Genomic DNA, 26,407 nt, shown 5'->3' with positions numbered 1-26,407 from the left:
GGGCACAGGGCAGGCCATTGCAAGGCCGGCAACGGCCGGGAATTAATCGGGGGGCCAGGCCCCCCAATCCGCAGTCTTTAGTTGCCGGGTTCCGGCGTCACAGCCAGCCTTTTCGCTTGAAGAAGAGACCGGTGCCCAGCGATGACATCACCATCAGCACCAGGGAGAGGGGGTAGCCGTATTCCCAGGCGAGCTCCGGCATGCGGCCAAAGTTCATGCCGTAGATGCTGGCGATAAGGGTCGGCGGCAGGAAGATCACCGCGGCTACCGAGAAGATCTTGATCACCTTGTTCTGCTCCAGATTGGTCACCCCCATGGAGGCCTCCAGCTGGAAGTTGATCTTGTCGAACAGGAACTGGGTATGGGGCAGCAGGGATTCCACGTCGTGCAGCATCTCGTCGATCCACTTGTTCTGCTCCCCCGTCATGCGCTGGCGCAAACTGCGTTTGAGGAAGCGCAGGGCGCGGCGGGTATCGTGCAGGGAGAGACGGATCTGGCCGTTGGCCTCTTCCTGGGCCATCAGCTCCTTGAGCATGGGGTTGATCTGGTCCGGCTCGAAGATCTGATCGGCGGTGTTCTCCAGGGTCTTGTACCCATCCTCGATCAGGTCTGAGAGGTACTCCACCTTGAGGTTCTGCACCTCCAGCAGGATGTCGAGGGCGTCTTCGACCTCCAGTCTGTCCTGGCGCATGTAGTGGCGCAGCAGACGCACCAGGCCGATGTCGTCCTCGCGGATGCTGATCAGCAGGTTGTTGCGCAGGGTAAAAGAGACGTGCACACCCTTGGTGTCGCGACCGATGCGCTGGGGAAACAGGGAGTGGATGTGCAGACCGTCGGTGTCCCAGTAGAAGCGGGCGGATGCCTCGATGTCATCGAGCTCCTCCTTGTCCGGCACCTCCTCCAGGAACAGGCCCGTCAACCATTCTCGCTCCGCTGTGTCCGGCTTGTAGGCATCCAGCCAGACGGTGTTGTCGGGAACGATGTCATCCGGCCCGAGCGTGACTATGTCCAGCACCTTGTTGTTGAGAATGTAGGCGGTGATCATCTGTCCCCCCTTAAGAAGTCATGGGTAATCAGGGATGGTTGCACAGGTTCATGCGGCCTTAGATCGCACGGAAAGCGATCCCATGAAATAGCATAACGAGGCCGATGGACAACCTGAATGCGGCGAACTATACAGGGGCGGGACCCGCTTGTCAGGGCCTATTCATCAGGGGTTCAGCCTGTTCGCTCAAAAAATCGGCGAGGTCGGATCAGCCGTGGCGACCCCGATGCGGGCGATCCCGGCGTCGCCTTCTTTGTTCGCCCTGGTGTGGGGGAGGGCCCGGGCTCACCGGCGGGAATGGCGGGTTGCTGGTCGCCCTGCGACAGCCCCCGGCCAAGCGCAGGAAACGGTCTCCGGGCGGTGTTCCGGGGCTGCGTCTCCTTGTTATCTGCTCTGGTGTGCGTGGGCAAGCCTGTTACAGATTGGGATAGTTGGGGCCCGAGCCGCCCTGGGGCGGCGTCCAGACGATATTCTGGCTGGGATCCTTGATGTCGCAGGTTTTGCAGTGAATGCAGTTGGCGGCGTTGATCTGCAGCCTTGGCCGGGTATCCCCATCAAGGATCTCGAACACCCCCGCCGGGCAGTAGCGCTGGGCGGGTTCGGCCCAGGTGGGCAGGTTGACCTCGACCGGAATGCGCGCGTCCTGAAGGGTCAGGTGACAGGGTTGATCCTCGTCGTGGCTGGTGCTGGCCAGATAGACGGAAGAGAGCTTGTCGAAGCTGAGCTTGCCGTCGGGTTTGGGGTAGTCGATGGGCTGGCAACGGCTGGCCAGGCGCAGCTGGCGGTAATCCGGCTCCTTGTCCAGCAGAGTAAAAGGAGAGGTCAAGGCAAAGAGTCGCTGCTCCAGCCAGTTGAAGGCGCCGCCGAGCCAGGGGCCGAAGCGGTGCAGGGCGGCCCCGACGTTGCGGGCCCTCTTCAGTTCCCGGGTCAGCCAGCTTTGCAGCAGCGCGTCCTGAAACTCGGCCAGATCCCGTCCCCCTTCATCCCCTCCTCGCAGTGCCATGGCGACCGTTGCGGCCGCCACCATGCCGGACTTCATGGCGGTGTGGATCCCCTTGATGCGGGAGAAGTCGAGGGTGCCCGCGTCACAACCGATGAGCAGACCGCCGGGAAAGTGCATGCGCGGCAATGAGTGCCAGCCCCCCTTGGTGATGGCCCGCGCGCCGTAGCTGATGCGCTCGCCCCCCTGCAACGTTGCCGCGATGAGGGGGTGGTGCTTGAGACGCTGGAATTCGTCAAAGGGGCTGAGCCAGGGATTCTGGTAGTTGAGATCGACGATAAGGCCGACCGCCACCTGATCCTGGGCCAGATGATAGAGATAGAAGCCCCCCTGACTCTTGTTGCCCTTTCCCTCCCCAAGGGGCCAGCCGCTGCCATGGAGCACCCGCCCAGGATGGGATTGTCCCGCAGGCACCTGCCACACCTCCTTGAAGCCGATGGCGTAATGCTGCGGCTGGGCGGTATTTTCCAGATGGAATCGGGCGATCAGCTGTTTGCCGAGGTGGCCGCGCGCCCCTTCGGCAAACAGGGTATAGCGGCCATACAGGGCCATGCCGGGCACGTGATCCGGCTTGGGGTTGCCCTCCTTGTCGAGGCCCAGATCGCCGGTCACCACCCCGCGCACCCGGCCCTCCTCCACGATGAGGGTGCTCGCCGCAAAGCCCGGGTAGATCTCGACACCGAGGGCCTCGGCCTGCTTGCCGAGCCAGCGGCAGAGGGTGCCGAGGCTGATGATGTGGCTGCCGTCGTTGTGCATGCGGGGTGGCACCGCCCAGTGGGGCAGTTGCAGGGAGCGGCTGTCGCTTTGCAGCAGATGGACCTGATCATCCGTCACCGGCACGCCGAGGGGGGCCTCCTGCCAGCTCTCTGGCAGCAGCTCCCTGAGGGCGACGGGATCGAGCAGGGCGCCGGAGATCAGGTGGGCGCCTATCTCGGCACCCTTCTCCAGCAGGCAGACCGAGAGGGCCGGGGCCTGCTGCTTCAATGCGATGGCGGCGCTCAGGCCTGCCGGGCCGCCACCGACGATGACGACATCAAATTCCATTGCTTCGCGTTCCATCTTGCCTCTGCGCTCGACTTGGCTTAGGGTAGTGCTGGTAGTTTACGTAAACGTAAACCACTTTGTCAGCAGAAAAGTGAGTGACGACAAGGTGGACCCACACAACAGGTATGAGGGATGACCGCCATGAAGCTGCTGGTCGCAGTCAAACGGGTCGTTGATTACAACGTCAGGATCCGGGTCAAGGGGGATGGCTCCGATGTGGAGCTCGCCAATGTGAAGATGGGCATCAACCCGTTTTGTGAAATCGCGGTGGAGGAGGGGGTCAGGCTGCGGGAAGCCGTCGTGGCATCCGAGCTGGTGGTGGTGACCTTCGGCCCCGAGGCGGCGGCCGAGCAGTTGCGCCATGCCCTGGCGCTGGGGGCGGATCGGGCGTTGCACTATGTCACCGGCGAGACCCTGACCCCGCTCACCGTGGCCCGGGCCCTGCAAACGGTGTGCGGGCAGGAGCAGCCCGATCTGGTGCTGCTCGGCAAACAGTCCATCGACTCTGACAACAATCAGGTAGGGCAGATGCTCGCCGCCCTCAATGACTGGCCACTTGCCACTTTCGCCTCCGCCATCAGGCTGGTGGAGGGGGAATTGCAGGTGACCCGCGAGATAGACGGTGGCCTCGAGACCCTCGGCATGGCGCTGCCCGCCGTGGTGACCGTGGACTTGCGCCTCAACGAGCCGCGCTTCGCCTCCCTCCCCAACATCATGAAGGCCAAGCGCAAGCCGCTGGAGAGCCAGCCGTTCGCCGCCCTCGGGGTAGTGCCGGCCGGCCAGACACGGCAGCTCGGAGTGATGGCGCCGCCGGTGCGCAGCGCCGGCATCAGGGTGGGCTCGGTGGACGAGCTGCTGGACAAGCTCAAGCACGAAGCCCGGGTGCTCTGATGGGTAGGGGCATGAGAGGGATGCCTCCCGCAGGCGTGAGCGCCATGCATGGGGCAACGGCCCCGGGGAGCAAGGGATCAATGGATGACATGAAGGTGCTGCCATGAGCGTACTTGTGATTGCGGAACATCATCAGGGGCGGATCGCCGACAACCTGGCCCAGCTGGTCACGGCGGCGGGGCGCCTGGGGGGCGAGGTGCATCTCTTGCTGCTGGGGCAGGGGCTGACGGAGGCGGGGGAGCAGGCCGCCGCCCTCACGGGGGTAAACCGGGTGCTGCTGGCAGAACATCCCATGCTGGCGGAGGGGCTCAACGACGGGGTCGACAGACTGCTCGCTGAGGTGGCCAGGGACTACCAGCACTGCCTGATGGCGGCCAGCAGCCAGGGCAAGGATCTGCTGCCGCGGGTGGCGGCCAGGCTCGGAGTGGAGATGATCGCCGAGGTGACCGGCATCGAGGGGCCCGACACCTTCCTGCGTCCCATCTATGCGGGCAACGCCATCGCCCGGGTGGCGAGCAGCGCCCCCGTCAAGGTGCTCACCGTGCGGCCCACCGCGTTCGCCAAGGCCGGGTCCGGGGAGGAGCGTGCCGTGATGGAATCGCTGCCGGTGGCCGAGGTGCGCTGCCGTACCCGGCTCATCGAGCGGCGTGCGGTGCGCTCCGCCAGACCCGAGCTCGGGGCGGCCCGGGTGGTGGTCTCCGGCGGGCGGGCGCTCGGCTCGAAAGAGCACTTTGCCCTCATCGACGCTCTGGCGGACAAGCTGGGGGCTGCCGTCGGGGCATCGCGGGCCGCCGTGGATGCGGGCTTTGTCGCCAACGACCTGCAGGTGGGGCAGACCGGCAAGGTGGTGGCCCCCGAGCTCTACATCGCGGTGGGCATCTCGGGCGCCATCCAGCATCTGGCGGGGATGAAGGAGTCCAAGGTGATCGTCGCCATCAACAAGGACGCGGAGGCCCCCATCTTCCAGGTGGCAGACTACGGTCTGGTGGGGGATCTCTTCACTCTGCTGCCGGAGCTCACCGCCAAGCTGTAAATTTGCCACAAAGGGGCGAACAAAGCCGTCCGTGCTGTCTCGCCCCCGTTTCCATGCATATTCTCTGCAAGCCCTGGCCCGTTCAGGGCTTTTGTCTGATGGGTGCCCGGTGGCGCCGGGGCAAAAGGTTGCGCTGGATCCCAAAAAGCCTTTGCCCCCACGGGGGGCTGTCGTGTAAAAACGTTCGAGTCACCGATCACACACATCCATTCACGGAAAGCGTCATGAGCAAACAGATTTACAACTTCTGCGCCGGCCCCGCCATGTTGCCGGTTGAAGTCATGGAGCGCGCCCAGCGCGAATTTTGTAATTTCCAGGGGCTGGGAGCCTCGGTCATGGAGCTTTCCCATCGCGGCAAGCCCTATATGGCGGTCGCCGAGAAGGCCGAAGCGGACCTGCGCGACCTGCTGGCGGTGCCGGACAACTACAAGGTGCTCTTCATGCACGGTGGCGGCCGGGGCCAGTTCTCCGCCGTGCCCATGAACCTGCTGGGCGGCGCCAACAAGAAGGCCGATTATCTTGTGACCGGCGTCTGGGCCCAGAGCGCTGTGGATGAGGCCCAGAAATATGGCGACATCCAGACTTATCAAGGGGTTGCCAAGAACGAGCAGGGCGTGTCGCACCTGCTGCCGACCCCGGCGTTTCGCGCCGATGCCGCCTATGTGCACTACTGCCCGAACGAAACCATCGACGGCATCGAGATGTTCGACATCCCGGCCACCGGCGACGTGCCCCTGGTGGCGGATCTCTCCTCCACCATCCTCTCCCGTCCCCTCGACGTGAGCCGCTTCGGCATCCTCTATGCCGGCGCCCAGAAGAACATCGGCCCCTCGGGCCTGGCCATCGCCATCGTGCGCGACGACCTGCTGAACCAGGCTCGTGCCGACGTGCCGTCGATCTTCGATTACCAGCTCACCGCCAAGAACGAGTCCATGTTCAACACCCCGCCCACCTACGCCTGGTATCTGGCCGGCCTGGTGTTCGAATGGCTGAAAAAGCAGGGGGGCCTGGCGGCCATGGAAGCACGCAACAAGGAGAAGGCCGACTTCCTCTACGGCTACCTCGATCAGTCCAGCTTCTATGGCAACAAGGTGGACGCGGCCTGCCGCTCCCGCATGAACGTGCCGTTCCAGTTGAAGAACGAGGCCCTGGACAAGCTGTTCCTGGCGGAATCGGAAGCGGCCGGCCTGCTGGCGCTCAAGGGGCACCGCATCGTCGGCGGCATGCGTGCCAGCCTCTACAACGCCATGCCCATGGAAGGGGTCAAGGCGCTGGTCAGCTTCATGGATGACTTTGCCAAACGCCACGGTTGAGGCGTGTCTCCCCATTGCCAGACGCCGGGGACTCCCCGGCGTCTGTTTTTCAGGCCTATCCTGACCCCGGCGCCCGGGTCCCGCAGTTGTACCACCGCCGAACTTGCCGTGCGGGGCGCGGACTGTTAACGTCCGGTCAGGTGATTTACTTGAGATCGTACAGGAAGTCTATGAATTCGTTGCGTTTGGAACCCATTTCTAGCGTGGCCGGGGTAGTCAATCTGCCTGGCTCCAAGAGTGTCTCTAACCGGGCCCTGCTGCTGGCCGCCCTGGCGCGCGGCACCACCCGGCTGACCAACCTGCTCGACAGCGATGACATCCGCCACATGCTGGCGGCGCTGACCCAGCTCGGCGTGAAGTACAAGCTCTCCGCCGACAAGACCGAGTGCACCGTGCACGGACTGGGTCGCAGCTTCGCGGTGAAAGAGCCGGTCAATCTGTTCCTCGGCAACGCCGGCACCGCCATGCGCCCCCTCTGCGCAGCCCTTTGCCTGGGCTCGGGCGAGTACACCCTGGGGGGCGAGCCGCGCATGGAAGAGCGCCCCATCGGCCACCTGGTGGATGCCCTGCGCGAAGCGGGTGCCCATATCCAGTATCTGAAAAAAGACGGCTATCCGCCCCTGGTGGTGGATGCCAAGGGGCTCTGGGGTGGTGACGTGCACGTGGACGGCTCCGTCTCCAGCCAGTTCCTGACGGCGTTTTTGATGGCAGCCCCCATGGCGGCCGGCGACACCCGCATCCACATCAAGGGCGAGCTGGTCTCCAAGCCCTACATCGACATCACCCTGCACATCATGAAGCAGTTCGGGGTGGTCATCGAGCACGACGACTACAAGGTGTTCTACATCAAGGGCAACCAGACCTATGTCAGCCCGGGGGACTTCCTGGTGGAAGGGGATGCCTCCAGCGCCTCCTACTTCCTCGCGGCGGGTGCCATCAAGGGCAAGGTGCGGGTTACCGGCATCGGCAAGCACAGCATCCAGGGGGACATCCACTTCGCCGACGTACTGGAGAAGATGGGGGCCCGCATCACCTGGGGCGATGACTTCATCGAGGCCGAGCAGGGGCCGTTGCACGGCATCGACATGGACATGAACCACATCCCGGATGCGGCCATGACCATCGCCACCACGGCGCTGTTTGCCGAGGGCACCACTACCATCCGCAACATCTACAACTGGCGGGTGAAGGAGACCGACCGCCTGCACGCCATGGCGACCGAGCTGCGCAAGCTGGGTGTGGAAGTGGAGGAGGGGCACGACTTCATCACCGTGATCCCGCCCGCACAGCTGACCCACGCGGCCATCGACACCTACAACGATCACCGCATCGCCATGTGCTTCTCCCTGGTGGCACTCTCCGATACGCCGGTCACCATCAATGATCCGGGTTGCACCTCCAAGACCTTTCCGGACTACTTCGACAAGCTGGCCAGCGTCAGTCAGGCCTGAGCCCTTTCGGCCCGCTTCGTGCGGGCCTTTTCATCTCTGCCCCCCGCTTTTTTCATGCCTCGTAGCAGCATTATGCAAACTTGCAAGGTGCGATAATAAAATTCCTTGCCGAAGAATGTAATTTTCTATTTACACCGACCCGGCACAGGGCTAGATTGAGATCTCTTTATCGCAGTCATCTAGCAGGAAACTTGGTCATGCAGCATCAAACCGACGACGTTCGTATCAGTGAAATCAAAGAGTTATTGCCCCCGGTTGCGGTGCTTGAGAAGTTTCCGGCGACCGACACCGCCTCGGCCACCGTGTTTGAATCCCGTCAGGCCATCCACAACATCCTGGCCGGCGACGATGATCGCCTGCTGGTGGTGATCGGCCCCTGCTCCATCCACGATCCGGTCGCCGCCCTGGAATACGGCAAGCGCCTCAAGGTGCTGCGCGACGAGCTGAAAGATCAGCTGGAGATCGTGATGCGGGTCTACTTCGAAAAACCCCGTACCACAGTGGGCTGGAAGGGGCTGATCAACGATCCCTACCTCGACAACAGCTGCCAGATCAATGACGGCCTGCGCCTGGGTCGCAAGCTCTTGCTGGATCTCAACGACATGGGGCTGCCGACCGCCTCCGAGTTCCTCGACATGATCACCCCGCAATACGTGGCGGATCTGATGAGCTGGGGTGCCATCGGCGCCCGTACTACCGAATCCCAGGTACACCGCGAGCTGGCCTCCGGTCTCTCCTGCCCGGTGGGCTTCAAGAATGGCACCGACGGCACCATCAAGGTGGCCATCGACGCCATCGGCGCCGCCAGCGCCCCGCACCACTTCCTGTCGGTGACCAAGTACGGCCACTCCGCCATCGTCTCGACCGCCGGCAACCCGGACTGTCACATCATCCTGCGCGGTGGCCGCGAGCCCAACTACAGCGCCCGTCACGTGGATGAGGTGGTGAGTGGTCTGGACAAGGCGGGTCTGCCCCAGAAAGTGATGATCGACTTCAGCCACGCCAACAGCAGCAAGCAGTTCAAGAACCAGATGCTGGTGGCCGAGGACGTGGCCGGTCAGCTGCGTGCCGGCAGCAAGGCGGTGTTCGGCGTCATGGTGGAGAGTCACCTGGTGGAAGGGCGTCAGGATCTGGTGGACGGGTGCGAGCTCACCTTCGGCCAGAGCATCACCGACGCCTGCATCGGCTGGGCCGATACCGAGGTGCTGCTGCGCAACCTGGCGGACGCCGTGGCCGCTCGCAACGCCCTCTGAGCCCAAGGCGCCCCGTTGGCGGGACAATAAAAAAGCGCGACCCTGGGTCGCGCTTTTTGTTTGGCCATCTCTCGGCAGGTCGCAGTTTACTTGGCCCGCTCCTGGTGGCCGCGCAGGCGGATGTTGATCATCTCCACCACCAGCGAGAAGGCCATGGCGAAGTAGATGTAACCCTTGGGAATGTGCAGATCCAGCCCTTCGGCCATCAGCGCCACCCCGACCAGGATAAGGAAGGAGAGGGCCAGCATCTTGATGGTGGGGTGGGTATCGACGAAGTCGCCAATGGCCTTGGCGGCAAACATCATGACGCCGACGGCGATGATGATGGCCAGCACCATGACAGGGACATGATCCGCCATGCCCACGGCGGTGATGACGGAGTCCAGGCTGAAGATGATGTCGAGGATGGCGATCTGCACCAGGGTGGACAGGAAGCCCGCGGTCTTGCTCACCACACCCGCCTCTTCGGCGGCCCCTTCCAGGCTCTGGTGGATCTCGTGGGTGCTCTTGGCGATGAGGAACAGACCCCCCACCAGCAGGATGAGATCCCGTCCCGAGATGGCTTCCCCCAGCACGGTGAAGAGGGGCTCGGTGAGGCGCATCACCCAGGCCAGGGAGAGCAGCAGCAGGATGCGGGTGCCCATGGCGAGCCCCAGCCCCAGGATGCGCGCTTTCTGGCGCTGGGCTTCCGGCAGGCGACCCACCAGGATGGAGATGAAAATGATGTTGTCGATGCCGAGCACGATCTCGAGCAGGGTCAGGGTGGCGAGCGCGACCCAGGCGGAGGGGTCAGCAATCCATTCCAGCATGATTGAACCTTGGTTGAACAGTGATTGAGGTAGAAGCCGCGCATTTTAGCAGGGGGTCATGGCTTGTCCCAGTGGCGGGAAAAGATAAAAATGGCGGCGATCCAACAGGAGGGAAACATGTTTCGATTAGGGCTCATCATCAACCCCGTCGCCGGCATCGGCGGGGCCGTCGGTCTCAAGGGCAGTGACGGTATGGTCGCCGAGGCGCTGGCGCGCGGGGCCGTCCCCAAGGCCCGGGAGCGGGCCCGCCAGGCCCTGTTGCCCCTGTGCGAGCTGACCACGTCATTCGAGCTGCTGACGGTGGCCGGTGAGATGGGGGAGACGCTTGCCGCAGAGCTCGGGCTGCCCCATCGCATCGTCCATCGGCCTGCCGGGGCGCAGACGAGCGCCGAGGATACCCGGGCCGCCGCCCTGGCCCTGCGCGATGCCGGGGTGGATCTGCTGCTCTTCGCCGGTGGCGATGGCACCGCCCGTGACATCTGCGCGGCGGTGGGGGAGTCCTGCCATGTGCTCGGCATCCCGGCGGGGTGCAAAATCCACTCCGGGGTCTACGGGGTGACGCCGGCGGCAAGCGGCCGGGTGGCGGCCAGAATGATCGCAGGGGAGCTTCTGAGCCTGGTGGATGCGGAGGTGATGGACATCGACGAGGAGGCGTTTCGCGCCGGCAAGGTGCGCGCCCGCCACTACGGGCAGCTGCTGGTGCCCGGGGATCTGCGCTACGTGCAGGCGGTCAAGCAGGGGGGGCGGGAGTCCGAGGAGCTGGTGCTCGCCGATCTTGCCGCCGGTGTGGTGGAGCAGATGGAGCCCGATACCCTCTACCTGATGGGGTCGGGGAGCACGGTGGCCGCCTGCATGGGTGAGCTGGGTCTGGAAAATACCTTGCTCGGTGTGGATCTGGTGGAAAATGGCCAACTTATCGGGCAGGATCTCAGCGCCGCCGAGATCCTGACCCGGATCTGCGGCCGTCGCTGCCGTCTGATCATCACCCTGATCGGCGGTCAGGGACATCTGTTCGGGCGCGGAAATCAGCAATTGAGTCCAGACGTGATCCGGGCCGTCGGGCGCGAGCATATCCAGGTGCTCGCCACCAAAGCCAAGCTGGCGGCGCTAGAAGGCCGTCCGCTGCTGGTGGACACCGACGATCCGGCACTGAACCGGTCGTTGAGTGGTTATCTGCGCATAACCACGGGATACAAGGATCAGGTCATCTACCCGGTGGCCAACCCGGAATAGGACATCAAGGATGCGGCTGGCCTGGCGCCAGAGAGCCGCGATCAACCGGATCGCGGTTCCACTCCCCGAATTTTTTGCCGGCAACCCCGGAAATGAGGCTGCGTTAAATGACGATTCACGATTTTGAACACAAGTTGTTGGGACTGATCGACGCCATGGTCGCCACGGCCAGCGAAGACGAGCTGTTTGCGGGCGGCTATCTGCGAGGGCACATCTCCCTTGCGGTGGCGCGCGCCGAGCTGGAGGGCAAGACCCTGGTGCGGGACGTCAAGAGCTATGTGCTGCGCAGCCTGAACGAGGCCATCTTGCAAGGTGAGCTCTCCGAGCAGGACGAGGTGCTGGTGCAGGAGATGTGGAAGCGTCTGCAGGCCCAGGCGGAAGCTTGATCCCATTCGCAGTTCAAACACAAGTTTAAGTAATCTGCTTCCCTGAGTGTTATCAAAAGGTTAATAATGAGGCTCGCCTTTTGTTTCAGGGATTAAACCATGGCCTCCACCTCACGCATTGCCACCAGACTGCCGCTCGAGATGCTCTATCACTGGGAGCGGCAGTGTCCCGACCGAATCTATCTGCGTCAGACCATCCACCGCGAATACGTCGACTTCACCTGGGGTGAGGTCGCCGACGAGGCGCGGCGCATGGTGACGGCACTGCGCGCCCTGGGCCTGGTGCCCGGTGACAAGATGGCGCTGCTCTCCAAGAACTGCGCCCAGTGGTTCATCGCCGATCTGGCGATGCAGATGGGGGGATACGTGAGCGTGCCCATCTACCCCACCGCCAACGTCGACACCATCGAATACGTGCTGCGCCACAGCGAAACCAGGGCGATCTTCGTCGGCAAGCTGGACGACTGGAAGAGCCAGGAGGCGGGGGTGCCCGGGGATCTGCTGCGTATCGCCCTGCCTTACGACACCATGCCGGCCGCCCACCAGTGGGACGATCTGCTGGCGCAATACGACCCCATCCCGGACAGCCCGGTGCAGGCGCCGGATGCCCTGCTGAGCCTGGTCTACACCTCCGGCAGCACCGGCAAGCCCAAGGGGGCCATGCTGAGCGTGGAGCGCTACGCCTGGTCCTGCGAGAAGCTGGTGGAGGCGGTCTCCCTCACCGCCGAGGATCGCGGCTTCTCCTACCTGCCCCTTGCCCACATCACGGAGCGGGTCTACATCTACGGCGGCAGCCTGTTCAGCGGTGCCACCATCGCTTTCCCCGAATCCCTCGACACCTTCATCGAGGACGTCAAGCGCTGCCGTCCCACCGTCTTCATCTCGGTGCCGCGGCTCTGGGCCATGTTCCGCATCAAGATCCACGAGAAGCTGCCCCAGAAAAAGCTGGCGCTGCTGCTCAAGATCCCCCTCGTCTCCAGCCTCATCAAGAGCAAGCTGCAAAAGGGGCTGGGGCTGGATCAGGCGCGGGTGCTGGGCTGCGGCTCGGCGCCGGTGGCCCCGGCGCTGCTGGAGTGGTATCACAGCATCGGCATCCATATCACCGAGGCCTGGGGCATGACCGAGAACCACGCCTACTCCACCCTCAACTACCCGTTCCGGGCGGACAAGATAGGCACCGTCGGCAAGGCCGGGCCCGGGGTGACCATCAAGATCTCCGACGAGGGGGAGATCCTCTGTCGCTGCGACGGCATGATGCTGGGTTACTACAAGGATCCCGAGCACAGTGCAGAGGCCATCGACGCCGAGGGCTGGCTGCACACCGGTGACATGGGCAAGCTGGACCGGGAGGGTTACCTCACCATCACCGGCCGCATGAAGGATGTCTTCAAGACCGCCAAGGGCAAGTACGTAGCCCCGGTGCCCATCGAGGGGATGCTCGGGCAGGAGCCCATCATCGAGCAGCTCTGCGTCATCGGCTACGGCATGCCGCAGCCGGTCGCCCTGGTGCAGCTCGCCGAGAGCGCCATGAAGGGGGACAAGGCCGGGGTGGAGGCCCAGCTGGAGGCTGCCCTCAACCGGGTCAACGACAAGCTGGAATCCCACGCTCGCCTGCGGGGCATCCTGGTGGTCAAGAGCCCCTGGAACATCGAGAACGGGGTGCTGACCCCCACCATGAAGATCCGCCGCCACCTGCTGGAACAAAAATACGCGGACATCGGCGAGCGCTGGTCCGGCAGCCAGCGCATCCTGTGGGAGTCCTGACAGGGGCTGGTGCCGCCATATGGGCCACATCAATGACAGTCGGGGGAGCCAGTGGCTCCCCCGCTGTATTTCAGGGGGAAGCAGCCGACAGGGGGCGGGGCTGGGGCATTGACCCCTTCCCCGAGGTTTCCCGCCGCTGCCATGCCGCCCCTCATCGAGGGAATCGGCAGGGAAAGGCATTTGCAAAATCCATGGAAAGGCGGGATCCCAGTGGCTTGGTGAATGCATCTCGGGGTCACACACGGGGGTCGCAAGAGGCGGGGGCAGGGCATTGACCCCTTCCCCGACGTTTCCCGCTGCCGCCATGCCGCCCTGCGTCGAGGGAACAAGCAGGGAAGGTATTTGCAAAATCCATGGAGAGGCGGGATCCCAGTGGCTTGGCAAATGCATCTTGGGGTCACACACGGGGGTCGCCAGGGGCGAGGGCGGGGCATTGACCCCTTCCCCGACCTTTCCCGCCGCCATACCGCCCCGCGTCGGGGGAATCGGCACGGAAAGGTATTTGCAAAATCCATGGAGAGGCGGGATCCCAGTGGCTTGGCAAATGCATCTTGGGGTCACACACGGGGGCCGCAAGGGGCGGGGGGAGGCATTGGCCCCTTAACCTGGGCTTCCCGCCACCGCAGAGGAGGTCTGCCAATAAGGTCATCGGAGGGAGACCGCCCTCACATGGGGCAGGGGGGCATCTGATGCACGGCGCCAGAGGCGCAGAGAAAGGGGGTGAGGGGCAGGATGAGAGCCGCAGAGAGCAAGAAGGGGAGCCGCAGCTCCCCTTCCCGTTGGCGGATGCCGGGGTCAGACGGCTTTGTACTCAAGCTCGACCGAGCCCAGCGCCTTCAGGGTGGACTGGGCCGAATCCCGCTGGCTGATCTGGCCATCCTTGCTCTCCAGCAGCACGGCGCGGCGCACGGTGGCGAGATCCTCGCCACCCAGCACAGCGTGGGCGCAGGCCATCTGCATCGGCGGCAGGCTCGGGTTGAAGGCGGCGTTCTCGGCATAGCGGCCGCAGAAGATGCGCCCGTCCTCGAACTGCAGCGCCACCGCGGCATAGCCCTGGCTATAGGGGGCATAGCTCTGGCGGGCGGCGGCGAGCGCAGCCTGCCACAGGGGGTCGTCGCTCTCGAGCACCAGCTCGTCGTGAGCCTGGGGGCTCATCAGGGCATCGGTGATCTCGAGATCGGCGGGGCCGAAGGAGTGGGGCAGGAAGGATTGCAGCTCGCTGAGATCGTCCGGCAGGGAGACCTTCAGGGTCTTGGCGGTGCTCAGCTCGTTCATGAACTGGCGGCAGTGGCCGCAGGGGGTGTAGTTCACGGTGATCTCGGAGATCCCGGTCTCGCCACCCAGCCAGGCGTTGGAGATGGCGGACTGCTCGGCGTGGACCGAGTGGAACAGCCCCTGGCCCGCGAACTCCATGTTGGCGCCAAAGTACCAGGTGCCGCTCAGGCCGCAGGCGATGGCGCCGACGAAGAACCTGGAGATGGGGGCCACCGAGCAGGCGGCCGCGAGCGGCAGCAAGGCCAGACGCAGGGCCCTGTCATCCAGCCCGGTGGCGGCTTTCAGGGTCGCGACCTGGTCCGGGGTGAAACGGGCCTGGAAATCGTCCCCCAGCATGGGCAGCAGGGCGGCCTGGAGCGGGGCGGAAAGGGTCTCGAATGGCTTGGCAAAGCGGGGATGCATACTGTGTCCTCAAAGGCCAATTGGGGGGCCATTGTAGGGAGCAAGCGCGGCGAATTGTGTGAGCGCGCTCACGCCTTGATGGGCAAAGGGGCGGGGATGGTAAAGGAAACGTTTGTCTTTCGCAATCTGTGCGCCAGCTCCCGGCATCAGGGAGGCGAGGGTATCGGATGGAAACGGTGAAAGGGCACAGAGGCCATGGCCGCAGGGGCGGCCATGGCAACGGGGATCAGGTCAGCCAGTGGTAGAGGGCGAACAGCAGGGGGGCGATGGCCGCGGTCAGCACACCGCACACCACCATGGCCAGCGACGAGAAGGCGCCCTGGGTCACTCCCTGCTCGGCGGAGGCGGCGGTGCCGATGGCGTGGGCGCAGGCTCCCATGGCGAGCCCCTGAGCCTCGGGGTCGGTGACCCGCATCAGCTTGAGCAGGGGGTAGCCCACCAGGGCCCCCAGGATCCCCACCACCACCACCACGGCGGCGGCGATGGCGGGAATGCCGCCGAGGGACTGGCTGACGCTCATGGCGAGCGGCGTGGTGATGGACTTGGTGGCGATGGAGGCGAGCAGCGCCGGATCCGCCCCCATCAGGTGGCCGACCCCCAGGGTGGTGCAGACCGAGATGAGCACCGCGGTGAGGGTACAGGCCAGGATGGGTGTGAGCTTGTCGCGGATCTGGCGCGCCTGCTGGTACAGCGGCAGGGCCAGGGCCACCACGGCGGGTTCCAGCAGGGCGGTCAGGGGTGAGGCCCCCTGCTGGTACTGATCCAGAGGCAGATCGAGCCAGAGCAGCAGGCCGATGATGACGGCGGTGGGGATCAGCACCGGATTGATGACGGGCCAGGGCAGGCGGCGGTAGAGGGCCCGGGTCATGAAATAGAAGGCCAGGGTGAGGGGCAGGGCGAACCAGAGGATCATGGCTTGTTCATCCTTTGATAGAGGTGGCCGACCGCGCCCAGGATGAGCACGATGCCGAGCACGACGCAGAGCATGATGAGACCGAAGGATTGGCGCAGGGGCTCGAGCCAGGCCACCAGGCCCACCGCCACCGGCACGAACAGCACCCCCATGTGGCGCAGCAGCAGGCCGCCCCCCAGCTCGACCCAGGAGAAGCGGACGATCTGCAAGGAGAGCAGCACGAACAGCAGCAGCATGCCGATGATGCTGCCGGGGAAGGCGAAGGGCAGGATGGCCGCCACGGCCTTGCCTGCCAGCAGACAGGCGATGATGACCAGAAAATCACGAAGGTAGCGCAGGGTGCGTTGCAGCAGCACGGGGGCCTCATCTTGGCAAGTGTGAGCGAGGTCGCAGTTTAACAGGCACGGGGGGGAGGGAACAGGGTCAACTGGCCCGCAGGGGATACAATGGCCCCGGCTTCATCCCCATTCACAAGAAGGAGTTCCCATGTCGACCCCCTCTCTCCTGGCCCGGTTGCGCCAACTGCCCGCCGATCCCGCCCTCCCTGACACCCTGCTGCAAACCCGCCAATGGGAGGGGCCGCTTTGCCGGGTGAGGCTCGACAACACCGGGAGGCAGTCCGAGGCCGTCCACCACTGGCGGCTGTTTGAGGGGGATCTCGGACTTGCGCCCGACGCGGCCATCTACGGAGAGGGGTTCCAGATGCTGGCCCAGACCGGGGGACGCTGGAATGCCCCCGAGCACCTGGGCCGCTGCCCCGATGCGTCTGTCTATCGCATCACCGCCGACCATGGCTACCACACGGTGCACAACCTGCTGCTGGTGGCGCAGGAGGGGGGCTGGCTGCTGCTGGCCTTTGCGAGCTGCCAGCGCTTTGGCGGGGAGTTTCGCCTCCATCCCGACGGGCGCCTCGAGATCGTGATGAACACCGAAGGGCGCACCCTGGCGCCGGGTGCGCACTGGCAGAGCGAGGCGCTGATCTGCCTGGAGGGGCCGGACAGGGAGGCCCTGCTCGCGACGCTGGCGCAGCATATCGCCGCCGAGCACGGCTCCCTGGTGGGGGAGGTGCCCACGCGCCCGAGCGGCTGGTGCTCCTGGTATCACTACTACGCGAACGTGAGCGCGGCGGACATTCGCGAGAACCTGGCGGTGCGGGCCGAGCGTTTCCCGGCCCTGCGCTACGTGCAGATAGACGATGGCTATCAGGCCAGGATGGGGGACTGGCTCACCCCTTCCGCCAAGTTCGAGGAGGGGGTGGCGGCCCTGGCAGGGGAGATCCGCGCCGCCGGTTGCGAGCCTGCGCTCTGGGTCGCCCCCTTTATCGCCGAGCCCGGCTCGCAAGTGTTCCAGCAGCACCCTGACTGGTTCGTGAAAGGGGAGGATGGCCTGCCGCTCCCCTCGGAGCGAGTCACCTACGGGGGCTGGCGCTGCACCCCCTGGTACGTGCTGGATGGCACCCACCCCGAGGTGCAGACGCACCTGGAGCAGGTATTTCGCACCCTGCGTACCCAGTGGGGCATTCACTACTTCAAGCTCGATGCCAACTTCTGGGGGGCCATCCACGGTGGTCGCTTCCACGACCCCGCCGCCACCCGGGTGGAGGCCTATCGGCGCGGTATGGCCGCCATCCTGCGCGGCGCCGGGGAGGGGGCCTTCCTGCTCGGCTGCAATGCGCCGCTGTGGCCGAGCCTCGGCCTGGTGCATGGCATGCGGGTGAGCGATGACGTAGAGCGCCAGGGCCCCCGTTTTCGCCAGATAGCGCGAGAAGCCTTCTGCCGCGCCTGGCAGCACGAGCGGCTCTGGGTGCTGGACCCCGACTGCGTCTGCCTGCGGGATATTCCGGGCCAGCACGGGAGCTGCGCCGAGTACGACTTCCACCTGGCCGCCCTGGTGGCGAGCGGTGGCATGGTGCTGGCGGGGGACAGATTGCAGGATCTGGACGCGGCGCAAGGGGCGCGCCTTGGCAAGCTGCTCGCCCTGTGCGCCGCGCGCACCCCGGCGGCCCGCTTCGAGGGGATGGCATTCGAGCGCGGGCGGGTGGCGCTGCCCGGGGGCGGCGAGCTGCTCTGCCTGTTCAACTGGGGGGAGCACCCCTGCGAGTTCCCGTTGGCGCCGGGGGGCACGGACTTCTGGGACGAGACGCCCCTGGGGAGCACCCTGGTGCTGCAAGGGGGGCAGGGGGCGGTGATCCGCTACCCCTGATGGCGTTGCACTGCAAAAAGGCTCCCTCGGGAGCTTTTTTACGTGGCGAAATGGTCTCTAGAAGTGCCACTCCATCCCGATGGCGTAATTGGCGGAGCCATAGCCCGGGATCTCGTTGCTGGAGGCGAGTGCCTTGACGGTGAGGCGGGTTGTCAGGGGGATGCCGAGCCCCATGCCGATGGCGATCTCGTCGCTCTGATCCCCCATCATGTCCACCCGCAGGGTGCGATAGAGGGAGAGATCCTGGCTCATCTGGGCATAGATCTGGGACGACTTGTTGTAGAGCTGGCCGAACACCTCCATCTGGAAGCCGTTTTGCGGCGTGATGGCCAGGGGAATGCCGGCGAAGCGGTAGAGATCCGAGTGGTTGAAATAGCTGTTGGTGATTTGCGGGGTGAAGTCGGTCTGCTGGTAGAGGGTGCTGAAGTTGTGCTCGATGAGCCGGTAGGTCTGCTCCGGCAGGCGCAAGAGGTAGTCTGGCACCTCGAACCGGGCGCCAGCGAGGGCGGCCTGGGGTAGCAGGGCACAGGCGACGAGTGTCAAAGCAGGCAGAGCTGAACGCATAAAACGAGAGTTCCCCAACAGTCGAAAGCACGGCATCCATGCCGTCAGCGCATCTAAATATTCACACTATCAGGAGCTTGGGCTCCCTGCCCATTATGTCGCGAGCCGGGGAAACGCATCGGTTTTTAACTGTGAAACGGCTCACATCTCACAGATTTTCAAGGTAGTGATAGAGACTCTTTAGAATCGCAAAGTTCCGTTCGTTCCCCTGGTTCTGTTCCGCCAGGGCTTCCAGGCGCGGCACATAATCCGGCAGGCGGCGGCTGAAGTAGTCGCTGCAGTGCAGGCGCCAGCGCTTCTGCTCCGCTTCGCTCAAGGTGTGGGGCCAGTTGCGGGCGCGGTAACGGAACAGCATCTCGGGCAGACGGGGATCCGTGAAGGCAAACTCCCGCTCCCCCAACAGATCCGCCGGGGTGGCGCGCACCAGGTCCATGGTGGACTTGTCGCCGTGGCCGAAGAAGCCGGCGTAGAGCTGGGTGTCGGGGTCGCCGTCGTTGCTGCCGGCAAACTCCTGGTTGAACACCTCCACCAGTTTTTCCCGCACCTCGGGGTGGGCCCGCAGCAGATCCAGGCTCTTGCGGCACTGAGCCCGATTGATGCCCAGTTCGTCCGCCCGCTCCGGGGTCAGGGTGGCGGCCGGGGCCAGTACCGGGCACTTGTTGATGTGCACCAGTTTGACCGGAATGCCGGCCAGATCCCCCAGCTCCTCTTTTTTGGTGTAGAGGCGCTCGCGGATCTCCTCGCAGGAGAGCTCGATAAGCGGAGTCGGGTCACGGGTCAGATCCACCATGATCACCGCGTTTTGGTTGGTGGGGTGCCAGGCGAGCGGCGACACCCAGCTCGCACACCCCTGCCAGGGGGAGAACATGCCGGAGACGTGCACCAGGGGTTTCATGGTCACCACGTCGATGAGGGCCTTCACCTTGTTCTTGTTGCGAAGATCAAAGAGGTACTCGAAGAGCTTGGGCTGGGCTTTTTTCACCAGCCTGGCCATCTCGATGGTGGCCAGCACATCCGAGAGCGCATCGTGGGCGTTGGCGTGGGCCACGCCGTTGGCCACCGTCAGCTTCTCCAGCCTGAAGCTCGGCTTGCCCTCTTCATCGACGGCCCACTCTATCCCCTGCGGGCGCAGGGCGTAGCAGGCCCGCAGCATGTCGAGGATGTCCCAGCGGGAGTTGCCGTTCTGCCAGGCGTAGGCATAGGGGTCATAGAAGTTGCGATAGAGGGTGTAGCGGGTCACCTCGTCATCGAAGCGGATGCTGTTGTAGCCGAGCACGCAGGTGCCCGGGGTGGCGAACTCTGCGTGGATCTGGCGGATGAAGTCCGCCTCGCACAGGCCGTCCTTCATCGCCTTTTGCGGCGTGATGCCGGTGATGAGGCAGGCTTCCGGCTCCGGCAGGTAATCCGCCGGCGGCTTGCAGTAAATCACCAGCGGCTCGCCGATGACGTTGAAATCCGCGTCGGTGCGAATGCCCGCAAACTGCGACGGCCTGTCTTTGGCCGGACTGATGCCGAAGGTCTCGTAGTCGTGGAAATAGAAGGTAGGATTTGTCTGCTGGTTCATTTCGTGGTTCTGAATTGTGTCTATATGCTTGAAAAACAAGTCGTTATACGGAGTGTTATCTCAGATTGTCTCACTTTGTCCGATCTTGATTCAGTCCGTTTCAGACCAGTTTGGTACATATCTGTGTACACGTTAGGACGCGTTAATGTGTCAGTGAAAAATCAGATGACCAGTCACAGGAGAGTCATATGCCACTTACTGATACGAAGCTACGGGCCCTCTATGGTAAGCCCTACTTTGGCAAGACGGAATTGTCAGACCGTGATGGATTGTCAGCTCGGGTCACCGAGCGAGGCACCATCTCGTGGCAATATCGCTATCGCTGGCAAGGAAAAGCGGCGAGACTCAAAATTGGACGCTATCCCGACCTTAAACTCGCTGATGCCAGGGCGTTGATCCCTGCAATCCGTGGTGCACTTGAGCGTAATGAACATCCCAGAGTTTTCTGGGATAAGCTCCACCAGAAGCATGATGTCACACTTAAACAGTGCTGCGAGCATTTTCGTGAACACCATCTGCCCAAGCTGCGGCCTCGTACGGTCATGCTCTATGAGCATACCATGCAGCGCTATTTCGAACCTCTGTTTATTGGTATTCCGGTTGAACAGATCCCGTTTTCGAGCTGGCTGGAGTGGTTTGATAAGATTGGCAAGAAAAAGCCGAAAAACGCAGGGCATTTATTGCGCAGGTTAAAATCCATTCTTAGTTTTTGTATTCGGCGTAATCTCATTGGCGGCTCCCCGGTGCTGCAATTACGCACCGAAGATGTGGGCTCTCAACCTGAGAGAGGCACTCGTGTGTTGACCATGCGTGAACTCGCTCAGATTTGGATTGCATTTGAACAGAGCAGGGCCAGCCGCGGATTAAAATTGGCAGCCAAATTGGTGATCCTGCTTGGCTGTCGTAGCGGCGAGGCATTGGGTGCGCAGTGGAGTGAGTTCAATATGGAGGAGCAAATTTGGACGGTTCCCGCTGCTCGAGCCAAATGTGGTGCGCCAATACGTCGGCCTATTCCTACGAGAGTGATGATGTTGTTGCAAGAAACGGCAGCGAGATCTCGGCTAAAGGGCGGCCCTGTATGTCGCTCGCCAGTGAATCCGAAAAGGTCATTGAGCAGTGCATCTCTCATCCAGTTAGCAGAGCGTGTGCGAGATAAACTGGATCTGCCGTATTGGCGTATGCATGACATGCGTCGAACGTTGAGTACGCGACTATCGGAAGAGCGTGTTATGCCACAGGTAACCGAAAAAATGCTTGGCCACCGAATGGCTGGAGTGATGGCCATCTACAATCTGCATGACTGGATTGATGAGCAACGTGAGGCATATGAGTTATGGGATACAAAATTAATGGAAGCAGTAAAATCCTTGCAGGATATTTAAATATAATTGAACCATAAGATGGTGTGATTCATCATCTAAGATGAGTGCTTTTCCCTTGATATCCAGCTATTTATCACTGCGACAGAATAAAAGCCCTTATTGATAGGTGGTGGGAATTTGTCTTCTTTAATCCATCTGTACAGCGTCGATCTGGATATGCCAAGTTTTTTTAATAGTGTTTTTGTTCTTATTAGTGCTGGTTCATTGTTGTTCATATAGCCTCCTATTTTTTAGGAGGTTAAACATGATTGGCATATGTGTCAATTTACCATATTTTTAGACGACTTGCTTTTATGATATAGAAAAACTAGTCGTCATTTTCATACTGCTAAAATCAATTTAATAATTGTTTTTGTATATTATAAAAGCAATGAAAATGGCTATGGAACAATATGGCTTATGGTCATGACATGTAAATTTCAATAACAATTATGGCTCGTGTTAGGGAAGGTGCGAATAAGTCATATGGCACGAGAGCATTTACTGGTAACCCATTGATATTAAATGACTAAAATTTTCATTTTTTGTTCGTGGGATACTTGTTCGCACTTTCCCTAGGCAGGGATGAGCGAGTGCGGCTTGTTTATGGTCTGCTGGTTGGTGCTTTCTACATAGGGAGCATTTCAGGCTCGAGTGAGGTTGTTTGAATTATTCAGTAAGTGATTTAAATATAACAATAAAATGAACTTCTGCAGTTTATGTATACGAACTTCTGCATGTGGTGTTTCAAATATGAAACAGCTGGACAGGTCTGGCTTGGCACTATTACGGCAAAAACGGATGAAGTCCTGTCGGTTAAATTGCTCAGACTGTATGGAGATGGTATTCACCTGACAGTTGCCCACAAAAGGGTGTGGTTATACTGCTTCAGGCCAGATAACACAGAATCAAACTAACTGTCGTTATTTTGGGGGCGCCGATGGATATAAAACTATTTTTGATAATGCTTTACATATGTTTAGGGAAGGTGCGAACAAGTCCCTGATATGAGATCATGTTTGTCATCTGGAGCCATGAAAAAGGGTTCATCATGAGTCATCAGCTCACCTTCGCCGACAGTGAATTCAGCAGTAAGCGCCGTCAGACCAGAAAAGAGATTTTCTTGTCCCGCATGGAGCAGATTCTGCCATGGCAAAACATGGTGGAAGTCATCGAGCCGTTTTATCCCAAGGCTGGTAATGGCCGGCGACCTTATCCGCTGGAAACCATGCTACGCATTCACTGCATGCAGCATTGGTACAACCTGAGCGATGGCGCGATGGAAGATGCTCTGTACGAAATCGCCTCCATCCGTCTGTTTGCCCGGTTATCCCTGGATAGCGCCTTGCCGGACCGCACCACCATCATGAATTTCCGCCACCTGCTGGAGCAGCATCAACTGGCCCGCCAATTGTTCAAGACCATCAATCGCTGGCTGGCCGAAGCAGGCGTCATGATGACTCAAGGCACCTTGGTCGATGCCACCATCATTGAGGCACCCAGCTCGACCAAGAACAAAGAGCAGCAACGCGATCCGCAGATGCATCAGACCAAGAAAGGCAATCAGTGGCACTTTGGCATGAAGGCCCACATTGGTGTCGATGCCAAGAGTGGCCTGACCCACAGCCTAGTCACCACCGCGGCCAACGAGCATGACCTCAATCAGCTGGGTAATCTGCTGCATGGAGAGGAGCAATTTGTCTCAGCCGATGCCGGCTACCAAGGGGCGCCACAGCGCGAGGAGCTGGCCGAGGTGGATGTGGACTGGCTGATCGCCGAGCGCCCCGGCAAGGTAAGAACCTTGAAACAGCATCCACGCAAGAACAAAACGGCCATCAACATCGAATACATGAAAGCCAGCATCCGGGCCAAGGTGGAGCACCCATTTCGCATCATCAAGCGACAGTTCGGCTTCGTGAAAGCCAGATACAAGGGGTTGCTGAAAAACGATAACCAACTGGCGATGTTATTCACGCTGGCCAACCTGTTTCGGGCGGACCAAATGATACGTCAGTGGGAGAGATCTCACTAAAAACTGGGAATAACGCCTTAAATGGCGAAGAAACGGTCTAAATAGGCTGATTCAAGGCATTTACGGGAGAAAAGATCGGCTCAAACTGAAAAAATGAAATGACTGAGTCAGCCGAGAAGAATTTCCCCGCTTATTCGCACCTTCCCTAAGGAGGCGATAGTGACTAAATAACTGATCCCAATAGTGCTACACCTTCGCTGTGCCATAGCCATTCCCCGGGAAAGGAGACACGGTATCCATGAAGTGTTTCACTCGGGCCAGCAGGTTTGCCATCCCTCTGCATTGATGATTGCGCGTGATGGTTTCATGTAACTTGTGCCATAGCCGTTCTATGTGATTAACCCAAGGGCTGTAAACTGGCTGGAACACCAGGCAGAACTTGGGATTCTTCTTCAACCATCGCTCGGTCTGTTTGCTTTTGTGAATGATGTAGTTATCGAGGATCAACGTGATGGTTTTGGCTCGTCGGTAGTGGTGGCGCAGCTTTTCCAGCATGGCAATAAACAGCGATGAGTTTTTCTTGATCCCGCTGACGTAAAGTACCCTTCCGTTGCCTGCGTGGAGAACGCCTGCCAGATAATGCTTGGCATTCTGCCCCGGTGTGACAACCCGCTTTTGCTGCGCTCTGAACATCCAGTCGGCTCCTAATTTGGGATTGAGGTCTATATCGACTTCATCCTCATAAAACACCGGATTATCGGCATCACAGCGGGCCAGCGCGGCGTCGATATTCGCCATTTTTTCCTGATAGGCTGGGTCTTTTATCCGCAAGGTCGGCACGGGCCTGCGCCAGACAATGCCCATACGAGGTAACCATCGGCGGAGCGTGGAGGCTGCCACATTGAGCCCTGTTAACCGATTGATTTTTATAGCCAATAGTTCAGTACACCAACGGCTGCGCTGATAACCAAAATCTTGCGGAGAAAACTGCATGAGCAGCACCAGTAGGGTGACAATCTTGGCGATAGGTAAGACTGGGGCACGGCCAGCCGGTAAGGCTTCTAGCGCATCTATGCCTTCATCTCGATACCACCGAAGCCAACGACCGATGGTCGAGCGCGCAGCGCCGGTAAGGTGATGAACATCGGTGATCGTGCGTCCTTCATGTAACAGCAAGATGGCCATCAAGCGACGAGCATGTCCTTTATCACGGGTGGCATGGATGATTTTGTGAATGCGGCGCCGTTGTGGTCGTGGCAGAGGTGGTAGGATAGGCATCAACTCAGTCCTTTGGGTGTGGCTTGTTTTGTTTAGCGACTAATCAGATCGCACAAACTGGACTGAGTTCCCTTCCTCCGGTGATCTACTATTCGGAACAGCTATTTAGCGGGTTAGCCGGGTCTATGTATTGCCCCTCACGCACCTTGAGGTCGTAGAGGTAGCCGCTGCGTGGAGAATGGATGCGGATAGTCTCTTGCACCTTGCGGCTACGGCGGATCTGATCGATCTGGGATTGGGGTACATCAAGGGCGAGCAACTTGTTTTCGCCAGCACGGATGATGGATTGGCTGTCGCTGCTAAGCGCTAACAGGAACTCCTTTTGAGCATTAACCAAGTCAGGAGAGTAAAGGTCATAGAGGGGTTCTCCGGCGCTGATCGCCTCTCCCTCGCTCTTGACATGTAAGCGGCGAATCCAACCGCTCATGCGCGAAGTGACAGTTTCGAGACGTTCTTCGTCGTAACCCACGTAGCCTACCGTCTCGATACTCTGTTGCCAGGGAGCCTGGGTGATTTCGGTTAGACGAACCCCCATGTTCTGCTGGATTTCAGGGCTGATGGTGACGGTACCTGGTGATCCTGCCTGGCTCTCCTCATAGACCGGGATGAAATCCATCCCCATGTTGTCTTTGGCAGGGCCAGGCCGTTTGTCAGAGGGGTCCATGGGATTGACCCAATAGAGGGGTTGTTTTTCGACTGGGGCGGAAACTCGACCGCTGGCCAACCAGTAGCCAATACCTGCGCTACTAGCCAAAGCTGCGACCAGTAAAATACCCTTCAAGGGGTGAAGCTTGTGAGATGACATAATAACTCTCTTGCACGAAAACGAAGATGTGCCAGTACGGAACTGGCAGTTATCGGGGCAAAAGAGAAATCAATTACGCAGAACGCATAACTCCAAGTGAAGCCTTGGCCAAGATGGAGGAGGTGAGCCTCTTTCGCGACGGAAACACCAACGAAAAATAGCACCGCCCCATAGGATCGGTGCAAAGAGGCTTAAGCAAAACAACAGGGGAGACAACAACCAAGGTAGGCCTGCAGCCAACTGAGCTAAGGAACCGGCGAGTCCAGTCGAAAGGGAGCAATCACTACCACTTCCATCCGACATCTCGTCCCCTTGATTGTGGCAGGAGGACATAACAGCAGGAGTTTCGAACATAGCGGTGAAGACTGAAACGCAGAATGTCAGATTGCAGACGAGCAACAGCACCAGCGTTAGCTGAGCTATCAATCTCGTAGGCAATCGCTTATTTAGCATTACTTTGTCCACATTACAGGCTGTAAAAATAAACCTTACCACTGCGGCAAGGTCAAGGGATTTTAAAGGGAAATATTTGAAAGCAATGATAGTTGAATATATGTAAAAACATAAACTTGTGTGCAAGCTGGTCTATGGGTTTGTTCAACCGAGCGATGAGTACGTACACTTGAAATGAGTTCGGATACACTCCCAACATTGGTAATCCCCCCGAAAAACTGAGGTGCTCATAAGTAGAATTTTCTCGTATCTTGAACGCAGGAGGGGTAATCCCCCCGAAAAACTGAGGTGCTCATAAGTAGAATTTTCTCGTATCTTGAATGCAGGAGGTTCTACATGAAAACATCACGCTTTAGCGATGCACAGATTGTACAGATCTAGTTATCACCTGACACC

General features: G+C 60.8%; 21 protein-coding genes and 1 pseudogene. 11 read left to right on the top strand and 11 right to left on the bottom strand.

Annotation, left to right across the window (positions count from 1 at the left end):
* Positions 1 to 97: 97 nt before the first annotated feature.
* Entirely contained in the window at positions 98 to 1,045 is a 948-nt protein-coding gene (gene corA, locus I6L36_RS03640; protein ID WP_005301617.1) for a magnesium/cobalt transporter CorA, read from the bottom strand.
* A gap of 415 nt (positions 1,046 to 1,460) precedes the next feature.
* Positions 1,461 to 3,104: an electron transfer flavoprotein-ubiquinone oxidoreductase gene (locus tag I6L36_RS03635; protein WP_042863730.1), complete on the bottom strand. Its 1,644-nt coding sequence runs from the start codon at positions 3,102 to 3,104 to the stop codon at positions 1,461 to 1,463.
* A gap of 126 nt (positions 3,105 to 3,230) precedes the next feature.
* Between I6L36_RS03635 and I6L36_RS03630 the strand changes: the two genes are divergently transcribed.
* The 5 genes from I6L36_RS03630 (at position 3,231) to aroG (ending at position 9,030) form a co-directional block, all read left to right on the top strand.
* Positions 3,231 to 3,980, top strand: a complete 750-nt coding sequence (locus I6L36_RS03630) for an electron transfer flavoprotein subunit beta/FixA family protein (protein ID WP_216986967.1) — start codon at positions 3,231 to 3,233, stop codon at positions 3,978 to 3,980.
* A 103-nt stretch (positions 3,981 to 4,083) separates the two neighbouring features.
* Positions 4,084 to 5,013 (top strand): electron transfer flavoprotein subunit alpha/FixB family protein, encoded by a 930-nt coding sequence (locus I6L36_RS03625; RefSeq protein ID WP_216986966.1) that lies wholly within the window; start codon positions 4,084 to 4,086, stop codon positions 5,011 to 5,013.
* 224 nt (positions 5,014 to 5,237) lie between these two features.
* Entirely contained in the window at positions 5,238 to 6,326 is a 1,089-nt protein-coding gene (gene serC / locus I6L36_RS03620; RefSeq protein ID WP_109112919.1) for a 3-phosphoserine/phosphohydroxythreonine transaminase, read from the top strand.
* 170 nt (positions 6,327 to 6,496) lie between these two features.
* Positions 6,497 to 7,777 carry a 3-phosphoshikimate 1-carboxyvinyltransferase gene (gene aroA, locus I6L36_RS03615; RefSeq protein ID WP_162540634.1) on the top strand — a complete coding sequence of 427 codons (1,281 nt, stop codon included), beginning with the start codon at positions 6,497 to 6,499 and terminating at the stop codon, positions 7,775 to 7,777.
* Positions 7,778 to 7,974: 197 nt separating this feature from the next.
* Positions 7,975 to 9,030, top strand: coding sequence for a 3-deoxy-7-phosphoheptulonate synthase AroG (gene aroG, locus I6L36_RS03610; RefSeq protein WP_041212942.1), 1,056 nt, complete (start codon positions 7,975 to 7,977; stop codon positions 9,028 to 9,030).
* Positions 9,031 to 9,116: 86 nt separating this feature from the next.
* On the opposite strand, the gene I6L36_RS03605 is transcribed toward aroG, so the two are convergent.
* Positions 9,117 to 9,839 (bottom strand): TerC family protein, encoded by a 723-nt coding sequence (locus tag I6L36_RS03605; protein WP_010674455.1) that lies wholly within the window; start codon positions 9,837 to 9,839, stop codon positions 9,117 to 9,119.
* Between the two features lie 117 nt (positions 9,840 to 9,956).
* Between I6L36_RS03605 and I6L36_RS03600 the strand changes: the two genes are divergently transcribed.
* From I6L36_RS03600 to I6L36_RS03590, 3 genes are all read left to right on the top strand, one after another.
* The gene (locus tag I6L36_RS03600) at positions 9,957 to 11,072 is read left to right on the top strand and encodes an ATP-NAD kinase family protein (protein WP_109112921.1); all 1,116 of its coding nucleotides are present in this window, start codon (positions 9,957 to 9,959) and stop codon (positions 11,070 to 11,072) included.
* A gap of 107 nt (positions 11,073 to 11,179) precedes the next feature.
* Entirely contained in the window at positions 11,180 to 11,458 is a 279-nt protein-coding gene (locus I6L36_RS03595; protein WP_010674457.1) for a YfcL family protein, read from the top strand.
* A 99-nt stretch (positions 11,459 to 11,557) separates the two neighbouring features.
* Positions 11,558 to 13,222: an AMP-binding protein gene (locus tag I6L36_RS03590; RefSeq protein ID WP_109112922.1), complete on the top strand. Its 1,665-nt coding sequence runs from the start codon at positions 11,558 to 11,560 to the stop codon at positions 13,220 to 13,222.
* 795 nt (positions 13,223 to 14,017) lie between these two features.
* On the opposite strand, the gene cdd is transcribed toward I6L36_RS03590, so the two are convergent.
* The 3 genes from cdd to I6L36_RS03575 form a co-directional block, all read right to left on the bottom strand.
* The gene (cdd, locus tag I6L36_RS03585) at positions 14,018 to 14,899 is read right to left on the bottom strand and encodes a cytidine deaminase (protein WP_010674459.1); all 882 of its coding nucleotides are present in this window, start codon (positions 14,897 to 14,899) and stop codon (positions 14,018 to 14,020) included.
* Positions 14,900 to 15,125: 226 nt separating this feature from the next.
* Entirely contained in the window at positions 15,126 to 15,812 is a 687-nt protein-coding gene (locus I6L36_RS03580) for an LrgB family protein (RefSeq protein ID WP_109113256.1), read from the bottom strand.
* On the bottom strand, positions 15,809 to 16,168 hold the full coding sequence (locus tag I6L36_RS03575) for a CidA/LrgA family protein (RefSeq protein ID WP_010674461.1): 360 nt from the start codon (positions 16,166 to 16,168) through the stop codon (positions 15,809 to 15,811). The genes I6L36_RS03580 and I6L36_RS03575 overlap by 4 nt, the downstream gene beginning before the upstream one ends.
* 130 nt (positions 16,169 to 16,298) lie before the next feature.
* Between I6L36_RS03575 and I6L36_RS03570 the strand changes: the two genes are divergently transcribed.
* Positions 16,299 to 18,014 carry a glycoside hydrolase family 36 protein gene (locus tag I6L36_RS03570; RefSeq protein WP_201920133.1) on the top strand — a complete coding sequence of 572 codons (1,716 nt, stop codon included), beginning with the start codon at positions 16,299 to 16,301 and terminating at the stop codon, positions 18,012 to 18,014.
* 57 nt (positions 18,015 to 18,071) lie between these two features.
* Here the strand turns inward: I6L36_RS03570 and I6L36_RS03565 are convergent, their stop codons facing one another.
* Both I6L36_RS03565 and sbcB read right to left on the bottom strand, forming a co-directional pair.
* On the bottom strand, positions 18,072 to 18,578 hold the full coding sequence (locus tag I6L36_RS03565) for a hypothetical protein (RefSeq protein WP_010674463.1): 507 nt from the start codon (positions 18,576 to 18,578) through the stop codon (positions 18,072 to 18,074).
* Between the two features lie 148 nt (positions 18,579 to 18,726).
* Entirely contained in the window at positions 18,727 to 20,142 is a 1,416-nt protein-coding gene (gene sbcB / locus I6L36_RS03560) for an exodeoxyribonuclease I (RefSeq protein ID WP_109113198.1), read from the bottom strand.
* A 188-nt stretch (positions 20,143 to 20,330) separates the two neighbouring features.
* On the opposite strand from sbcB, the gene I6L36_RS03555 reads away from it, so the two are divergent.
* Entirely contained in the window at positions 20,331 to 21,524 is a 1,194-nt protein-coding gene (locus I6L36_RS03555; RefSeq protein ID WP_109113199.1) for a site-specific integrase, read from the top strand.
* Between the two features lie 35 nt (positions 21,525 to 21,559).
* On the opposite strand, the gene I6L36_RS22235 is transcribed toward I6L36_RS03555, so the two are convergent.
* Entirely contained in the window at positions 21,560 to 21,739 is a 180-nt protein-coding gene (locus tag I6L36_RS22235) for an AlpA family transcriptional regulator (RefSeq protein WP_109113200.1), read from the bottom strand.
* Between the two features lie 815 nt (positions 21,740 to 22,554).
* Here I6L36_RS22235 and I6L36_RS03545 point away from each other — a divergent pair.
* Complete coding sequence (locus tag I6L36_RS03545) at positions 22,555 to 23,535, top strand: IS5-like element IS5 family transposase (protein ID WP_026141181.1); 981 nt, start codon at positions 22,555 to 22,557, stop codon at positions 23,533 to 23,535.
* A 186-nt stretch (positions 23,536 to 23,721) separates the two neighbouring features.
* Here I6L36_RS03545 and I6L36_RS03540 read toward each other — a convergent pair whose 3' ends face one another.
* Positions 23,722 to 24,753, bottom strand: a complete 1,032-nt coding sequence (locus I6L36_RS03540) for an IS630-like element ISAhy2 family transposase (RefSeq protein ID WP_001809438.1) — start codon at positions 24,751 to 24,753, stop codon at positions 23,722 to 23,724.
* A 115-nt stretch (positions 24,754 to 24,868) separates the two neighbouring features.
* Positions 24,869 to 25,534, bottom strand: a pseudogene (locus tag I6L36_RS03535) (efflux RND transporter periplasmic adaptor subunit); the annotation flags it as partial.
* Positions 25,535 to 26,407: the final 873 nt, after the last annotated feature.

This window comes from Aeromonas sp. FDAARGOS 1406 (genome assembly GCF_019048565.1).
Lineage (GTDB): Bacteria > Pseudomonadota > Gammaproteobacteria > Enterobacterales > Aeromonadaceae > Aeromonas > Aeromonas caviae.
The sequence above is the reverse complement of the archived record's forward strand: the minus strand, read 5'-3'. Positions and strand labels throughout refer to the sequence as shown.

Coding starts and splice junctions, on each gene's coding strand:
- corA (WP_005301617.1), bottom strand. CDS start 1,045: ATGATCACCGCCTACATTCTCAACAACAAGGTGCTGGACATAGTCACG.
- I6L36_RS03635 (WP_042863730.1), bottom strand. CDS start 3,104: ATGGAACGCGAAGCAATGGAATTTGATGTCGTCATCGTCGGTGGCGGC.
- I6L36_RS03630 (WP_216986967.1), top strand. CDS start 3,231: ATGAAGCTGCTGGTCGCAGTCAAACGGGTCGTTGATTACAACGTCAGG.
- I6L36_RS03625 (WP_216986966.1), top strand. CDS start 4,084: ATGAGCGTACTTGTGATTGCGGAACATCATCAGGGGCGGATCGCCGAC.
- serC (WP_109112919.1), top strand. CDS start 5,238: ATGAGCAAACAGATTTACAACTTCTGCGCCGGCCCCGCCATGTTGCCG.
- aroA (WP_162540634.1), top strand. CDS start 6,497: ATGAATTCGTTGCGTTTGGAACCCATTTCTAGCGTGGCCGGGGTAGTC.
- aroG (WP_041212942.1), top strand. CDS start 7,975: ATGCAGCATCAAACCGACGACGTTCGTATCAGTGAAATCAAAGAGTTA.
- I6L36_RS03605 (WP_010674455.1), bottom strand. CDS start 9,839: ATGCTGGAATGGATTGCTGACCCCTCCGCCTGGGTCGCGCTCGCCACC.
- I6L36_RS03600 (WP_109112921.1), top strand. CDS start 9,957: ATGTTTCGATTAGGGCTCATCATCAACCCCGTCGCCGGCATCGGCGGG.
- I6L36_RS03595 (WP_010674457.1), top strand. CDS start 11,180: ATGACGATTCACGATTTTGAACACAAGTTGTTGGGACTGATCGACGCC.
- I6L36_RS03590 (WP_109112922.1), top strand. CDS start 11,558: ATGGCCTCCACCTCACGCATTGCCACCAGACTGCCGCTCGAGATGCTC.
- cdd (WP_010674459.1), bottom strand. CDS start 14,899: ATGCATCCCCGCTTTGCCAAGCCATTCGAGACCCTTTCCGCCCCGCTC.
- I6L36_RS03580 (WP_109113256.1), bottom strand. CDS start 15,812: ATGATCCTCTGGTTCGCCCTGCCCCTCACCCTGGCCTTCTATTTCATG.
- I6L36_RS03570 (WP_201920133.1), top strand. CDS start 16,299: ATGTCGACCCCCTCTCTCCTGGCCCGGTTGCGCCAACTGCCCGCCGAT.
- I6L36_RS03565 (WP_010674463.1), bottom strand. CDS start 18,578: ATGCGTTCAGCTCTGCCTGCTTTGACACTCGTCGCCTGTGCCCTGCTA.
- sbcB (WP_109113198.1), bottom strand. CDS start 20,142: ATGAACCAGCAGACAAATCCTACCTTCTATTTCCACGACTACGAGACC.
- I6L36_RS03555 (WP_109113199.1), top strand. CDS start 20,331: ATGCCACTTACTGATACGAAGCTACGGGCCCTCTATGGTAAGCCCTAC.
- I6L36_RS22235 (WP_109113200.1), bottom strand. CDS start 21,739: ATGAACAACAATGAACCAGCACTAATAAGAACAAAAACACTATTAAAA.
- I6L36_RS03545 (WP_026141181.1), top strand. CDS start 22,555: ATGAGTCATCAGCTCACCTTCGCCGACAGTGAATTCAGCAGTAAGCGC.
- I6L36_RS03540 (WP_001809438.1), bottom strand. CDS start 24,753: ATGCCTATCCTACCACCTCTGCCACGACCACAACGGCGCCGCATTCAC.